The 16,040-nt window shown below is 39.9% G+C and carries 8 protein-coding genes; 4 read left to right on the plus strand and 4 right to left on the minus strand.

The window, feature by feature from the left end; translation table 11 throughout:
* Positions 1–10: 10 nt before the first annotated feature.
* Positions 11–196, plus strand: a complete 186-nt coding sequence (locus AC2JBO_RS16265) for a hypothetical protein (protein ID WP_496954693.1) — start codon at positions 11–13, stop codon at positions 194–196.
* Positions 197–975: 779 nt separating this feature from the next.
* The gene (locus tag AC2JBO_RS16270) at positions 976–5,400 is read left to right on the plus strand and encodes a two-partner secretion domain-containing protein (RefSeq protein WP_496954694.1); all 4,425 of its coding nucleotides are present in this window, start codon (positions 976–978) and stop codon (positions 5,398–5,400) included.
* 258 nt (positions 5,401–5,658) lie between these two features.
* Here the strand turns inward: AC2JBO_RS16270 and AC2JBO_RS16275 are convergent, their stop codons facing one another.
* Positions 5,659–6,066 carry an ExbD/TolR family protein gene (locus tag AC2JBO_RS16275; RefSeq protein ID WP_496954695.1) on the minus strand — a complete coding sequence of 136 codons (408 nt, stop codon included), beginning with the start codon at positions 6,064–6,066 and terminating at the stop codon, positions 5,659–5,661.
* Positions 6,050–6,706 (minus strand): MotA/TolQ/ExbB proton channel family protein, encoded by a 657-nt coding sequence (locus tag AC2JBO_RS16280; protein ID WP_496954696.1) that lies wholly within the window; start codon positions 6,704–6,706, stop codon positions 6,050–6,052. The genes AC2JBO_RS16275 and AC2JBO_RS16280 overlap by 17 nt, the downstream gene beginning before the upstream one ends.
* Positions 6,707–7,136: 430 nt before the next feature.
* On the opposite strand from AC2JBO_RS16280, the gene AC2JBO_RS16285 reads away from it, so the two are divergent.
* Both AC2JBO_RS16285 and AC2JBO_RS16290 read left to right on the plus strand, forming a co-directional pair.
* Positions 7,137–8,978: an energy transducer TonB gene (locus AC2JBO_RS16285; RefSeq protein WP_496954697.1), complete on the plus strand. Its 1,842-nt coding sequence runs from the start codon at positions 7,137–7,139 to the stop codon at positions 8,976–8,978.
* A 301-nt stretch (positions 8,979–9,279) separates the two neighbouring features.
* The gene (locus AC2JBO_RS16290) at positions 9,280–11,448 is read left to right on the plus strand and encodes an acylase (RefSeq protein WP_496954698.1); all 2,169 of its coding nucleotides are present in this window, start codon (positions 9,280–9,282) and stop codon (positions 11,446–11,448) included.
* 37 nt (positions 11,449–11,485) lie between these two features.
* Here AC2JBO_RS16290 and AC2JBO_RS16295 read toward each other — a convergent pair whose 3' ends face one another.
* Complete coding sequence (locus AC2JBO_RS16295) at positions 11,486–12,811, minus strand: MFS transporter (protein WP_496954699.1); 1,326 nt, start codon at positions 12,809–12,811, stop codon at positions 11,486–11,488.
* Positions 12,812–12,863: 52 nt separating this feature from the next.
* Positions 12,864–15,662, minus strand: coding sequence for a TonB-dependent siderophore receptor (locus AC2JBO_RS16300; protein WP_496954700.1), 2,799 nt, complete (start codon positions 15,660–15,662; stop codon positions 12,864–12,866).
* Positions 15,663–16,040: the final 378 nt, after the last annotated feature.

Genomic DNA, 16,040 nt, shown 5'->3' on the forward strand with positions numbered 1-16,040 from the left:
GTAAAATAATATGCAATTAGTTGACACTCCCAAGGATGCTGTAATCAGTCCACAATCCCAATCTTTAAGTTATTCTGTTAGCACTGAAACTACAAATATTAAACCATCACGCTCACAAAAACTATCGATGATTTGGGTTAAAGAATTTGACGGGGATAAATATTACTTAGTTGCAAAATGGGTATCCAACTCCTAATATAAATTAGGGTTTTCTCAATAAATGCATAAATTCATTTTAGTGTCCTTTCAATTTATCGATAATTTACTGTTAATTAGGAAAAAATCATGCTATTTAATTTTACATTAAATCTAGCCAAGTTCAATATAGAAACTGCCTTATCGAATCTAGGCATCGCAGTCAATAAAAATAAAGAATTGGATGTGGGCGATGAATCTTCAAAGCAGGCAACTAAAAATTCCAGGTTATCTCCTTATTCATCAATTTATTGGTCAAATGTGGTTAATCATGACATCAACTCAAAATTTGAATGGGAAAATGTACACGCAACTATAAACACAAGCAAAAACTCGATAACCAAAAAAGACCGCATCTATTGGTGGATGTAAATAGCTGTAATATCATGTCCGGTTGATTACTCACAATGTAAAGACGTTAAATGTAACGTCTTTACAAGCATTTTATTACGGTTACGCCACCGGACATGATATCATTAAAATTAATGATATTGAACATCAGTAATTACTCTCTTATGGTTTACAACATTGTCGAATCGGTAGCGTAAACCAAAATTTTCTTTGTCATAATAATTTACATTGAAGTTGCATATAATGGAGATAACTTGGTCTTTGTCTGTTTCTCCGACTTCTAACTGTGATGTGTATCCCAACTCAAGTTAAAACTCTAACTCTGAATTATTTTAATAATTATTTTATATTTAATATCTGTATTTTCTCTTAAGCTAAATTCATAAACAATACTTGTAAAAAAAATATTTATTGCAAGGAGGGCAATTTATGCCTAAAAGTTGGCTTCTAAAGCTGTCAAAATTTTTGGCGCCTGCTCTTGTCTTTGTATATTCTGGCACTAAAGCTTTTGGACAAAATATTACCTTGGATGGCTCTTTGGGAACTGCCGGAACTTTAACGGGACTTAATTACACAATTCCTCAATCGGTGGGGCAAACTGTCGGTAATAATTTATTTCATAGTTTTAGTCAGTTTAATCTTAATAGTAACGAAGCCGCAATTTTTCAAAGTAATCCGAATATTCAAAATATTCTCTCGCGCGTCACTGGTGGTAATCAATCTATAATTGATGGGTTAATTCGTACTACTAACGGAGTAAATCTTTTTTTCATAAATCCGAGTGGGATTATATTTGGACAAAATGCAAGGTTAGATGTGGGTGGTTCGTTTGTAGCGAGTACGGCAAACAGTTTCAAATTTGGTGAGCGCGGTGAATTTAGTGCAATTAATCCTCAAAAAGCACCACTGCTAGCAGTTAATATAACACCAGGTTTGCAGTATGGTTCGATTCCACAAGGTGCAACTATTACTAATGCTGGTAATTTAGTCACAGGACAAGACCTGATACTTATAGCTGATACTTTGGATTTACAGGGACAGTTAAGAGCAGGAAAAGACTTGACGCTGCAAGCCCAGAATACGCTAAAGGTTAGGGATAGCGTAACCATTCCCTTTGTTGCCAGTGCGGGGAGAGAGTTACTAGCTCAAGGTAATCAAAATGTGGATATCTTTGCCATAAACCATCCAAACAGTGGTTTTTTATCTGGTGGAGATATGAAACTGCGAAGTGCCAACACTGTCCGAGGTGATGCTCGTTACACTGTTGGGGGAAATTTTGACTTAGAAACACTAGACGGTAGCTTAGGTAAGTTATTTAGTACTCATGACCCCGTTATTCGTGCAAGTGGGAATGTGAGTTTTAGTGGTTATGAAGGAAATTCGCTGCATATTCTAGCAGGAGGAAGTGTAACTATTGCAGGAGATGTAACCATTACGGGTGTAGAAACTGCGGAAAATGCACTTTTTGAAACGCTACAAACCTCAAATGGTAAAACAGTGACGATTGATAGTACGGTTCGCCCTATACTAGATATACGAGCAGGAACAACAGCATTTGCAGCCCCAGGAATTAAAGGAGATACGGGCAATTTTTTGTCTGTTCCTACTAGTATAAATACATCTGCTAGTGCAAATATTAATATTGGTGGCATTATTAGTAATCCTAGCGGCATAGTTTTACTGACTAATCAATACCGACCAAACCTTGCTATTTCCAATGGCACGATTGTAACTCAAGATATTGACACCAGCAATAATTTTCCAGCCAGCAATGCTGGTGAAATTATTATTGATGCTCGTAACAGTATCAGTACAAAAGATTTGAATGCTTCTACATTTTCTGCTGTTGGTGATGCAGGTAAAGGTGGCGCCATTACTCTGATTTCTGCTAATGGCAACATTTCAACAACTGGTAATTTGAACTTAAAGTCTGCGTCAGAAGCACTGAATGGTAATGCGGGTGATGGAGGTGACATTACGCTCACTGCTCCAAAGGGTAATATTGACATTTACAGCATTGGCGATTTAGATGCTTCTTCCAGAGGCAATAATACAGGCAATGGTGGTAAAATTACTCTTACAGCTAATAGCATTAAAATTCATACTCCAAAAGATGTTATTACCTATGGTTTTGTACCAGTTTTACCAACTTTAAAATCTTATTCCTTTAGTAGTAACAACGCAGGCAACGGTGGAGCAATTACTCTCACTGCTACAAATGGCAGCATTTTTACTGACAGTTCCTTAAACTCTAGTTCTGTTTCTACCAATGGTAACGCAGGTAGTGGGGGAGTAATTACTCTGGCAGCGAGTAATAATATCCGCACAGACACGGTATTTTCTTATGCGGAAGCATCCAATGGTAATGCAGGAAATGGAGGAGATATTACTATAAATAGCTTGAATGGCAATATTTTAACAGAAGGTAATATTACAGCCAATTCGTTTGCTGATGCTAAGGGAGGGAATGGGGGAGCGATTACTTTTATAGCTAATAATGGTAATGTCGATACTAGAGCCGATTTAAATACTTCCAGTTCTGATAGTCAAGCAGGAGCTATTACTCTCACCGCTGGCAATGGCAATATCAATACAAATAAACTTATTTCTTTTGCTGGTTCAATTTTTCGTAATAAAACTACTGGCATAGGAGGAAATGTTAACTTATTGTCTAAACATGATATTGTCACTAGTGCCATTAATACAACTGGTAAGTCAGCTTCTGGAAACATTCAACTTACGGCTGGAGGAAATGTTTCTTTTAGGGATTATGATTACGAACAATATGCTAGAAGCAAACAGGGTGTTATCATTACCACTGATGCTTTTGGAACTGGCAAAGGTGGAAATATACAAATTACAGCTTCGTCAATTGATATTACTAATGGTACTCAGCTTTCTGCTTCTACCCATAGCGATGGTCAAGGTGGAATAATTACTTTACTAGCTTCTGATGTACTTGATATAAGTGGCACATCTGCTAATCAACCACCAGCATACCTATTTGCTCCAAATGGTTTAACTGGTATCCTAGAAGGAACATATTTAGGCGGCTATATTCCTAGTGGTGATATTTCAAGTCTTAAACCATCAGATAACAGCGGTGTTGTTTATCCTAGTGGTGTATTTACTCAAACTACACAGGAATCTACAGGTAATGCTGGCAAACTATTTATTGAAGCAGGAAAATTGATTGTTAGTGATGGAGCAGCTATCGCTGCTACAACTTTTGGAGAAGGTAATGCAGGCAATATTACCATCAAAACCTTCAATAATCCAGTATTAATCGATAACGGCGCCATTTTGAGTGGAGTCGCACAAACATCATCAGGAAACAGCGGCGCCATTGATATTCAAGCTCAATCTCTTTCTATAGAACGGGGAGGATTAGTACAAACTCAAACTTTAGGACGTGGCACTGCTGGAAAAATTAAAATCATGACAAATGATACTGTTAATCTGTCTGGAACTGACAGCAGCATTCGCTCAGGTAGTGGAAATGGTATCGTTGAAAAAAATCTGTTTGGTGAGGGTGGTAATATCGAAATAACCACAAAGAAATTGGGTGTATATAATAACGCTGTGATTACTGCCCAAACATATACAAGTTCTAAAGGTGGTAATATCCTTATAAATACAGATATGCTCAATGCTGAAAATGGTGGACTACTTCGCACCACAACATCTGGCAGCGGACGCGCGGGTAATATCATTGTTAATGCTTCTAAATTACAATTAACTAGTTCTAACAGTGGAATATTTGCAGAAACTACCAGCAATGCAACCGCTGGTGAAATAATGCTTCAACCACTGAATAATCAACAATCTTTGATAATTAATTTTCTGGATAATGCTCAGATATCTGCCTCCACTTCTGGCATCGGACAGGGAGGTAACTTAAAACTCATTGCTCCTCAGTCTATTACCTTGCAAGGCAATGGAGTGGTATCAGCAGGAGCTACTAATATGGGAATAGGTGGTAATTTGACAATTGAAACAGAAAAATTAACTATTAAAGATAGGGCACGCGCGACAGTTAGCGCTCCTCAAGGACAAGCAGGAAATTTGACTGTTACTGCTAAGACTATTAATTTAAATAACGGTAAGATAACTGCTGAAACTGCCATTAATAACGGTCAAAGTGGAGCAAATATCAAGTTAGAAGGTAATCATTTTTTGTTTCTACAAAATAATAGTCTTATTTCTGCAAAAGCACAAGGTAACGCGACTGGAGGAAACATTAATATTGATACCACAGGCGGATTTGTAGTCGCATATCCAGGGCAAGATAATGATATAATTGCGAGTGCTGCTTTTGGTAGAGGAGGCAATATTAATATCACAGCCGAAAGAATTTTTGGATTAACTGAAGGTAAAGCAATTCTGGGAAATACAACTAATGATATTGATGCTAGTTCAGATTTTAATTCACCCGGTCAAGTAACCCTCAACACTCTAGACATCGACCCCAATCGCGGTTTAATCGAATTACCGACTAACTTAGTTGATGTATCCCAACAAATAGCTCAAGGTTGTACTCCCGGAAACCGAAGAACTGCGAGCAAATTTATTTCCACAGGAAGGGGAGGAATACCAGAAAATCCCTACGAACCATTACGCAAGCGCGCAATTATCAATAATTGGGTGACAGTTCTCAATAATGAAAGTCAACAAACAAGGAAAATACAAGAAGAAATCACTACAAAACCAACCTCAGAAGCAATTGTGGAAGCGCAGGGTTTAGTCGTCAATCCTCGTGGAGAAGTCGAGTTGGTTGCCCAAGTTTCTGGGAGTAATTTTCATAATTCTTCACAGCAAACAGCATTTAGCTGTAATAATATAATGTCTCAATAGATTGCTTTTGTGAAATCGAGAATAAAATGATGGGGCATCGAACCTCATCATTTTATCGCGCTCCGGCACCCCACCTTCTTATAAGGTGGAGAATTCCGCGAATACGTTAAACTTCTAAGGGACTTCCAAATAAAAAAATACTCAAAAATTTCTTGTGGGGTGGGCATCCTTCGCTTACACCCACAGTTTGAACGGGCAAGGATGACCATTCCACAATAGGTCAAATAGGTCAAATTAAATTCTTGGAAGTCCCTAAAGTTATTTTGGACTTTGAGTCGCAATGGCTAATTTGGCGCCTTTGACTTGACGTACTTTGTCCATAACCTCAACAATATCGCCGTGTTCAACAGTTCTGTCAGCATTAATTACTACTACAGATTCAGGGTTTGCACCGACTATCGCCCGTACTTGTTCAGTCAAATCATTAATAGTTGTAAGCTTTTTATTCAGACTAATTTGACCGTTTGATTCGACTGTAACAGTGACTTTAGTAGGAACTTGTGATTTCTGTGAAGTTGCAGCAGAGGGAAGGTTTACAGGTAAACCTTCTTGTCGGGTTAAGAAGAGAGTAGACATGATAAAAAACGTCAGAATTGCAAAAATAACGTCAATCATCGGCACAATATTAATTTGTGCTGGAATATCAGGTTCATCTTGTAGCCGCATAACTTCTCTCTCCTCCTTTTTCGTAACGACGGCGATAAAGTAGCTCTAACTGCCCACCGTATTCTTGCATAAATGCAATTTGACGCTGATACAGTCCTCGAAACGTGTTAGAAAACATTAAAGTAAAAATCGCAACAATTAATCCGGATGCCGTAGATACTAATGCTTCACTAATACCCGATGTCACACCAGCAGTTTTAGAACCACCTACATCACCGAGGTTGAGTGAAGCGAACGATGCTATTAACCCTAATACCGTTCCAAGCAACCCCAGCAAAGGCGCCAGGGAAATAATTGTCTCGAATATATTATTAAACCGTTTGAGAATTGGAATTTCAGCCTGTGCTTCACTTTCAAGTGCCAAACGAAACTCTTCTGGGTTTGCCCCTTCTAACTCTAAGGCAGAAAGAAAAATTCGCGCGATTGGCAAATCAGTATTGTTCTGCAATTTATCCAACGCACTAACTACATTATCCATCCGGTAAAAATTCAGCACTTCACGCACGACTTTATTTTGACGGTGGGTTACGCGATACCAAAAACGAACTCGCTCAATGATTAGTGCTATTGCTACAACGCTGAAAGCGAGTAGCGGCCACATGACTATGCCACCAGCGGCAAATAATTTATCTATTCCCATATCCTGTAAGTTAGAGCCTCAGATTTGCTTAGATTACCAGCTTTTCAGCCCAATTGATACATTTCTCAACAAAATCTTGAAATAAGCTGAAACAAAATTTCAACTTTATGTATATCATAATGACAGTAAACTGCTATTTTTTTCAAGCCGTCATTGGTATCAATCAAACCAAAAATTGGTATCCTTGTTTCAGTCAACATGAGCGTAATTGCTTGTAAAGCATGATTATAAAGGCTTTTTACTTGAGTAGAGGGCGCCTTCGTCCAGCAGTAACTATAAGAAAATAGCGTGATTTGACGGGACACCGTAAAAAAAGAGAATCATGTTCAATCTGAGAGTACCTTAGCTTATTGATTGAATTTCTTATTTGCAAATTGTTTGAGATACATATATACTGAAAAACTCTAGTGAGAATTGGTAGCAACAGCTTATGAGCTTTTCCAACACTGCTTTTGAACAACGTGAGAGAGAATCAAAGGCTCTTAGAGGTTTTCTCGCTCTTAGTCTAGTTGGTTCATTCTTGATACATTTGAGCGTGTTAGCCTCTGGGATAGGTAATTTTCTAGCAAGGGCACCGGAAGTAAGCGAAGACCCGATAGAAGTTGCTGTTGTAGATACCCCTATCGATAAAAAGCTTCCAGAAGTAAAAGAAACTCCACAAAAAACAGAAGTCAGAGATGACGCAAAAGTTTTAACGAGTTCGGCAAGTGTACCTAAAACCGAAGGAGTTGTTCAAGAAAATACTCAAGTTAAAACACCATACAAAGTAAATCAACCTCCGATACCAGTACCTATACCGATACCACAAAGGGAAGTGGCACCATCTCAACGAATTTCAAGAATAACTGAGACACAAAGAGAACTACCACAAGAAAAAGTTCAGCCAAAAACAGTTGAACGTACCACAACTACTCAAGATAAGAACACACCACGCACCTTACAGCGTCAAGTTGCTAGCAATACAAATTCGGTTCGCAGCACAAATAATACACCTGACAAAGCAGTAGAAACAAATCAAGCATCGAATAATAGCTCGAACTCTTTACATGAAAAGCTTCGAGGAGTAAGAGACTCTCGTAATAATTCAGTTGCAAGTAGTACCGAAGGTTCTGGGACACCAGGGAACGGTGATATTGGAACTCGCGGTAATGGCGGCGCCCCTGGTGGTACAAGTGCCTTAACAGGTAGTGGAACTGGTACAATCGGTGGTGGCAGTGGCACAGGTACAGGTAACACAGTTGGTACTGGAAATGGTGGTACAGGTGGAAGTGGCGGTACGGGAACTTTCGGTACAGGTACTAGTGGCAGCGGTGGTACGGGAAATACTGGTATTGGTACGGGTAGAACTGGAAACGGTAGTGGTGCTGGTATAGCTTTAAATCCTGGTAATGGTGGCACTGGCAACCGAAACTCAGAAGGTAATGGAAATCGAGTTGCAACAGCCCCCACTATTCCCAAATTACCCAGCAACACTGAAGATGATGAAGGTAGTTCACGTCGTAGTGGTGATGGTCGTGCAGCATGTCGTAAATGTAATGTAAAATACTCGGAAAGCGCACGGAAGAGGGGTGCAGAAGGGCGAGTAGAAGTATCTGTTGATACAGATAATGAAGGAAGAGTAACAAATGTACGATTAGCTCGTTCTAGTGGAGATAAAGAACTTGACGAAGAACATCTCAGACAAGCCCGCGAGTGGAAGTTAAAGCCATCCGAAAGGGGTAGACAGGGAGTAAATATTGCTACTGAGTATGCAATATCAGGGTCACAACGTTATCGTGATGTCCAAAGGCGCCAGCGGCAGCGTGAAGAGCGTGAACGAGAGCGGCAAGTTGCAGCAGTATCATCAAACAACGACTCAAATACAGAATCACCAACAAGACGCAGACGTAGTTTCGATACATCTTCAACAGCTTCTAACGATGTACCAACATCATCAAGAAGGCGCCGGAGTTTTAGCAACGAATCACAACAAGCATCTTCTTCAAATAGTGAAGAGTCAACAAGTCGTAGATTAACTCGTCGTTTACGGCGCCAACCAGTCGTCTTACAAACAACTTCTAACCAAGAAACACAGAGACGCAGAACTAGAGAAGTTACCGCAGACTCTAGAACATCAGGGGAAACACGTCCAAATAAAAGACGGCGCCGTGAGTTTAATCAATCTGGGTCTTCCACAGACTCTGGTAGCCGTTTACGTAACGCACTACGCCGCAGTCGCGAGTCTGCACCTGCCACGGCGCCAAGCAGTGGAGAAAGTAGTAGCAACGAGTGAGGGCAGGAGTGTAGGCGGATTTCGGTATTTATTAGACTTCCCCTAACACCCTTACATTTTCGGTTCTTCTCTGTCCGGCTGATCACCATAATTACCGATAATGTAGAGACGTGTAAACCGGAGGTTTTCCCGCAGGGATTAATCACGTCTCTACAATGATTTTATTCTGTTACGTTACCGGATATGAACGATGAATTCAATTACTTTTATAGAATTTGGATTTAACCGTCAGGTTTTGATATCAATACTGTAATACTTGATACATAAAGTAGTTTTTAGTTCTGTAATTAGTGAGTGCGTTATGTTTATCACTATGGTGCATTTAATTCCCTTTAGAAGTATTCTGCCCTGTTGGAACGTGTGGCTTTATACACTTCGGGTGTTGAGAAAAAATCCTCTTCGAGTCAGGGTGTTTATCATCGCTCTTGTTTTTGTCTTGGTTATTGGGTGTCAAAGTTTTGGTGCCCTACCAAGAAGTACTGAAATACTTTGGGATACTTACGGAATACCGCATATTTACGGAAAAAATGTCCGAAGTGCATTCTATGCTTTTGGATGGGCACAGATGCAGAGTCATGGAAACTTGCTTTTACGTCTTTACGGTCAAGCAAGAGGACGTGGCGCCGAATACTGGGGAGAAGAATATTTAGAATCTGACAAATGGACTACTACAATGGGAGTCCCAAGTCGCGCGCGCGACTGGTATTCAGCACAAAATCCGACTTTCAAGAGCTACCTAGATGGCTTTGCAGAAGGCATAAATGCTTATGTCAAAGAAAATCCTAATTTGATTGATGATTCTGTTGAAGTTGTATTGCCAGTAAAAGGAGAAGATGTACTAGCTCACTTGCAACGAGTGTTACATTTCACGTTCATGGTTAACCCAGAGCAAGTTTTAGGTATAAGTAAAGAGAAATCAAAAGCTGGGTCTAACGGTTGGTCAATTGCACCAAAACGTACCGCGAGTGGTAATGCAATGCTTCTAGCTAACCCGCACTTACCTTGGTCAGATTTATTTCTGTGGTATGAAGCACAAATAACGGCGCCAGGAATTGATACTTACGGAGCGAGTTTAGTAGGAATTCCTGTTTTAAGTATTGCCTTCAACGATAATTTGGGCTGGACTCATACGGTAAATACTCATGATGGGTGGGACGCATATGAACTTAAGCTTAATGGTGATGGTTATATATTTGACGGTCAAGTTCGACCTTTTGAAACAAAAACTACCCAGTTAAAGGTAAAGCTTTATGATGGGACGTTGCGTTCGGAACCATTAGAAATCAAAAGTTCTGTTCACGGCCCTGTTGTTACCCAAAAAGATGATAAACCGATAGCACTGCGGGTTGTTGGTCTTGACCGTCCTGGGACGTTAGAAGAGTGGTGGGATATGGCGCGCGCGCAGAATTTGTCACAGTTTCAAGAAGTACTTAGGCGCCTGCAACTACCAATGTTTACGGTGATGTACGCTGACCGTAAAGGTCATATCATGCACTTTTTTAACGGACAAGTTCCTGTACACTCCAATGGTGATTTTAAATACTGGCAAGGTATTATCCCTGGCGATACATCGAAAACCTTATGGACAAAAATTCACCCTTACCAAGATTTACCGCGCGTGATTGATCCCCCAAGTGGTTGGTTGCAAAATACCAATGACCCACCTTGGACTACTACCTTTCCACTCGCTATTAAACCAGATGATTATCCAGCTTATATGGCACCGCGTTTTATGGATTTCCGCGCGCAGCGTTCTGCAAGAATGTTAGACGAAGACGAAAAAATTTCTTTTGATGAAATGATTAAGTATAAACATTCTACGCGGATGGAATTAGCTGACCGCATTTTAGATGACTTGATTGCTGCTACGCGGAAGTATGGCAATGAAGTAGCACAACGCGCGGCTACTGTTTTAGAAACATGGGATAGACAAGCAAATGCAGATAGCCAAGGGGCAGTGCTTTTCGCAAACTGGGCACAACAACTAGATTTTTATAAAGCTTTTAGTAAACCTTGGATTGAACGCTTACCACGTATTACACCTGATGGTTTAGCGAATCCTAGTGGCGCCGTTGTGTTACTGGAAACAGCAGCAGCAAAGGTAGAAAAAGCTTATGGAAAGCTAGATGTTGCTTGGGGAGAAGTTTTTCGTTTAAAACGTGGCAATGTAGATTTACCAGGGAATGGTGGCGATGGAAACCTTGGGATTTTCCGTGTAATAAATTTCGCTCCCTCCTCTCTTGGTAAGTTTCAACCAGTTGCCGGTGATTCTTATGTTGCTGCAATTGAGTTTTCCAAACCTGTAAAAGCAATGGCACTAATTGGCTATGGTAATGCGACTCAGCTAGGTTCACCACATGCTACTCAGCAATTGCCAATGGTAGCTGAGAAAAAGTTACGCCCAGTTTGGCGCGCGCGAGAAGAAATTTTAGCTCATTTGGAAGAGCGTAAGGTATTTTTAATGCAATAATAAGTTATTAACTTATTAACAATTAAATATATCTCGATTATAAGGAAACCTGGTCATGGTCAGGGACAATCTTCTCCAGATTCCACAGCAAGGGAAAAGTAAACCCAATTAAGCCAACTAAAAACATGCACATACCACAAATAAAATACAGCAGCGCGATTCCTGCACCTGCACCTGTACCAAATATTTTGCCAAAAATATTTGCAATTTGATTACCTGACTTCATCGCAGGTTCAAACACATTATCAGCCAAAAATCCAGCCGTTAATAAAGCTATAGCCTGTACTAACTGCAATACTAAAGAACGTGCCGCGAAAACCCGTCCCTGTATGTTCGGTGCAACCTTTGCTAACCAAATCGCATCTTCAGAACTGCCATTTAAAGGAAAATTTAAAGAGGAACAAAATTGAGCGGAAATCCAAATGAATGGTTTTCTACCCAAAGCAAAAACCATTTTACTCAAACCTGCGCCAATCATTCCAAACAAAACACCTTTGATGCGACGTTGAAATCCTCCCCAACTGCTAAATATTATTGCTCCTACGACTCCACCAAAACCTGCGGCAGAAACTAAACTACCAAGCACTAAGGAATTATTATTCGTGCGAGATAAAATCATTGGGTAGTATAGTACATCACCAATGTCGTGGGGAAACCAAAAAAGTAATCCTACAATTAATAAAGCTAAAAGACTTTTACGTCCAAAAATATAATGTAAGCCAAATATGAGTTGCTTCCAGATATTTTCTCGATTTGTATTTTCAAAATTGCTGATTTTTAATTTTGGAATCGAAACAAATAATATGCTAGTAATAGCAATCAAAAAAGTTATAAAATCAATTAATAAAATACCCGATAAACTAATTATATAATAGAGATATCCAGCCAATGTAGGGGCGATAATATTGGCTCCATAACTAGATAAAAATTCCATGCTGCTGGCACGGGTATAATATTGTTTGGGAACCATCAAAGAAATTGATGCAGAATAAGCAAGTCTCTGAAATTGATTGAATGTACCAACAACTGCGCCTGTGAAATAAAGATGCCATACCTGTAAATTTTTATTAAGGTAGAGTAGCAGGATAACAATTGTCGAAGCGACAGCAATAGTATCACCAATTATCATTAATAATTTGCGGTTATATCGGTCTACAACTATACCGCTAATCGGAGCAATTATAATGCTGGGAAGTAGGGAGAAAAAACCGACTAAAGCGAGGCTGGTTGCTTTACCTGTAATTTCCCACGCCCAGATTTCAGTGGCGAAACCGGTCATGTTACTGCCGATTGTAGAGACGAGTTGACCTAGCCAAACGATGAGAAAGATACGCAGTTTAGGAGGAGAGTTTTCTTGTGTCATTTATGAGCTTTTAATTTTTCAGATTTAATAATATGGGATGAGGATTAAGGAATCAAAACTGGAACGAAACTGTTCCCTGAACAGTAAATGGCGCACCCGGAAGTAAATAATAACCTTGAGTTTCATAGTACCTAGTTCCAGAAATATTTTTGAAATTAAGACCAAGGCGCCAGTTATCACGCCGATAAAAAAGGGCAGCATCTGCTCTCACATAAGACGGAATTTCAAAAGTGTTAGGTAATTGTGCTTCGCGCTCGCCTACATAAAATGCTCCAACACCAAATCCTAATCCTTTCAAACCTCCTGTTTGAATTTCATATGTTGTCCACAAACTTGCACCTTGCTTGGGAGCATTGACTAATGTTTCACCTTTTAAGGATGGGTCACTATCTTCGCTGACAAATGTATCATTTAAGTAGGCAGAGGCTATAATATTCCAACCCGGTAAAATTTGTCCTCCTATGTCAAATTCAAGTCCGCGACTTTTGACTTCACCAGCCGGGATCGGAAAATTAGGATCGGGAAAATATGTGAGGACATTAGTTTTGGTAATTTCATAAGCTGCCAGGGTTGCAGACAAGTTCTTAGTCAGGTCTGCCTTAATGCCCACCTCGAACTGACTCCCGCGAGAGGGTTCGATTATGCTTCCGTCGCGTGTTCGGGCATTATTCGGCACAAAAGAGCGGCTATAGCTGGCGTATAGTGAAATCGGTTCGATAGGTTGATAAACAATGCCCACACGAGGTGAAAAGGCTTCATTGTAAAATTCTGTTCTCGTAGTTTCGCTTGTAAGGTTGCCAGTGCTATCAAACGGTTGAGTGATGCTACGCTGGTTGACAAAATCATATCTGCCGCCAAGTAGAAGTTTTAAATTTGGTAGCAAGGTTACTTGATCTTGCAAATAAATTGCATATGTGTCGTATTTATCATCATAAATGGCGCTACCTCCATCAAACTGGGTTGGGATTGATGCACCGTATATTGGATTAAACAAGTCGATAGAAGGAACAGTCTCTCCAGAAGCAGATAAATATGGATTATATCTGTTAGTTCTCTGCCAATCAAAACCGAGTAGTAATTGATGACCAATTGAGCCTGTATTAAATTTAGCAATCAGATTGTTTTGCACAGAGTAAATGTCAGAGTCATTAGAAATATCTCTGCTATAACTTCTAGATACAGTGCGACCATCAGCTTCTAAGCTACTGGGTCTAAAAATTGAGTTCTTGGTTCTATCTATCTGGGCAAATGAAGTACTCCGAAACTCTAAATTATTATTGAAGCGATGCACGAATGTCAGATTAATAAGGTTAGATTTTACTTCAAAATTGTTTGTGGGTTCCCCTAAAAATCGCTCAATAGGAGCCTTAAAGACGATTTGATCGGGGGGAAAACCGTCATAAAAAATGCCATTAGAATTTATGTACTCATAACTTAAGCCTAATGTTGTCGCGTCGCTAATTTTGTAGCTTAACGCGAGCGAGTTGGAAAATGTCTTCTGCTCAACAAAATCTACAAAGCTACCGGAGGTTTTGTAAGCAGTATTCAAGCGATAAAGTAGCCTTTTATCGTCTGTCAACGGACCTGAAATATCAAGCGAAGGATAATAAAGGTCATAGCTGCCAACCGTAAACTCACCAGCATAATAGGGTTCACTCAATGGCTGTTTTGTGATGTAGTTTATGACTCCTCCTGGTTCAAACTGACCATACAATACCGAAGCTGGCCCCTTTAAGACTTCAAGTCTTTCAATATTATTCGTTGGTGTCACACCTCCAGCTCCTGGTGGTACAGAAAACCCATTTCTGAGTCCGGTATAAGTAGTAAATCCTCGAATATTGTAGTAATCTACGTAGTCACCAAAGCCTCTTTGAACATTGACACCGGAGACATTACGGACTGCATCCGAAATGCGTGTTATTTTCTGATCCTCAATCACCTGTTGGGGTACTACCTGAATCGACTGAGGTATATCGCGCAGGGGGGTATCAGTTCTAGTTGCACTTGATGTCTCGGGTGCGCGATATCCGTCTTGTTCACCTGTTACTACCAGTTCAATCGGCTCATCCTGCTGCGCCGAAGGTTTATTCTGCGGCGCCTCAGTTGCAGGCTTTTCTGCTTCTGGCTTTTGCTGCGCCTCTGGTTGCTGTGATGGTTGTGTTGCAGTTGCATTTTTGCTCACTCCAAAAACCAAACCAGTATCATCATCAAACAACTCAACTAAAGGTTTACTTGCCTCACCTGCCACCGTCACCCGAACAGTATTTGCATCAATATTAGTAACCGTTATCTCAGTAACTCCTGCAAGTGGCTTAGAGGAACGAAACGTGAAGGCATCGCCCGATGGTAGCCGCAGTTGGGCGCCAAGTACATCAGCAATAAAGTTGTTACCTGTACTACGATTTGTGACTTGCAGTTGATCCCCAAGAGTTGTCTGTAAAATTATTTCCACACCTTTATCGGTGGGATTTGCTTTAACGGACGTTATTGGCACAACTCCACCCCCCTGTGAAGGCGGGTTTGGCGCCTGTACAAGTACCGAAGCACTCTTAGCAAAATGCTCAATCTCATCCAAATGAAGAATTTTTTGATTTACCTCAGATAACTTTGCTGTTTGTTGTGAACTTGGAACTTGCGATACGAAGAATCGAGGTTTTCTAGAAATCGATTCACTTATTGATAGAAATTTACCTGTAACGATGCCTGTACTATCTAGTGTAGATTTGCGCTGCGTCTCGGTAGAACTATTGTTCTGGACTGACTCTCGTACTTCCTCACTTTTTGCAGGAGTGCTTGCAAAAGCAACTACACCCAAAAGCAGTAGGCTTTGAAACAATTTATCTAACTTCATTTATTTCCTCACACAATAAAAGCGCCTGGTTGTGCTTGAAAGCACAATTCAGTTAACAGAAGCAATTGTCATTTAGTTGAAATTAGCCTAATGATATTACGAAGCAACGTAATACACAAGATAATTAATAATTTGTCTCAATTAACTTGATTATCTTGATCATACAGGTGGGAAGCAGCAATCCTTCTTAAATGAATGGTCTTCATTTGTCACATAAATATAAAGTATGTTACGAGTTAATAGCTTTCCCAGCAAGTATTTCAAAAGCCAGAAACGACTTCTTCAACACGTAGTGGCGCCTAATAAGGCAAAGCTTTTATCTTTATATAATTTTATGCATCTATCTAAAGATAGATTTAGCAAATATATAACTAAAAT

This window comes from Calothrix sp. CBUCES-K 9914, from assembly GCF_059640475.1.

Excerpts from the sequence above, each read along its gene's own strand:
- AC2JBO_RS16285 (WP_496954697.1), top strand. The coding sequence starts at position 7,137 with ATGAGCTTTTCCAACACTGCTTTTGAACAACGTGAGAGAGAATCAAAG.
- AC2JBO_RS16280 (WP_496954696.1), bottom strand. The coding sequence starts at position 6,706 with ATGGGAATAGATAAATTATTTGCCGCTGGTGGCATAGTCATGTGGCCG.
- AC2JBO_RS16300 (WP_496954700.1), bottom strand. The coding sequence starts at position 15,662 with ATGAAGTTAGATAAATTGTTTCAAAGCCTACTGCTTTTGGGTGTAGTT.
- AC2JBO_RS16265 (WP_496954693.1), top strand. The coding sequence starts at position 11 with ATGCAATTAGTTGACACTCCCAAGGATGCTGTAATCAGTCCACAATCC.
- AC2JBO_RS16290 (WP_496954698.1), top strand. The coding sequence starts at position 9,280 with ATGTTTATCACTATGGTGCATTTAATTCCCTTTAGAAGTATTCTGCCC.
- AC2JBO_RS16295 (WP_496954699.1), bottom strand. The coding sequence starts at position 12,811 with ATGACACAAGAAAACTCTCCTCCTAAACTGCGTATCTTTCTCATCGTT.
- AC2JBO_RS16270 (WP_496954694.1), top strand. The coding sequence starts at position 976 with ATGCCTAAAAGTTGGCTTCTAAAGCTGTCAAAATTTTTGGCGCCTGCT.
- AC2JBO_RS16275 (WP_496954695.1), bottom strand. The coding sequence starts at position 6,066 with ATGCGGCTACAAGATGAACCTGATATTCCAGCACAAATTAATATTGTG.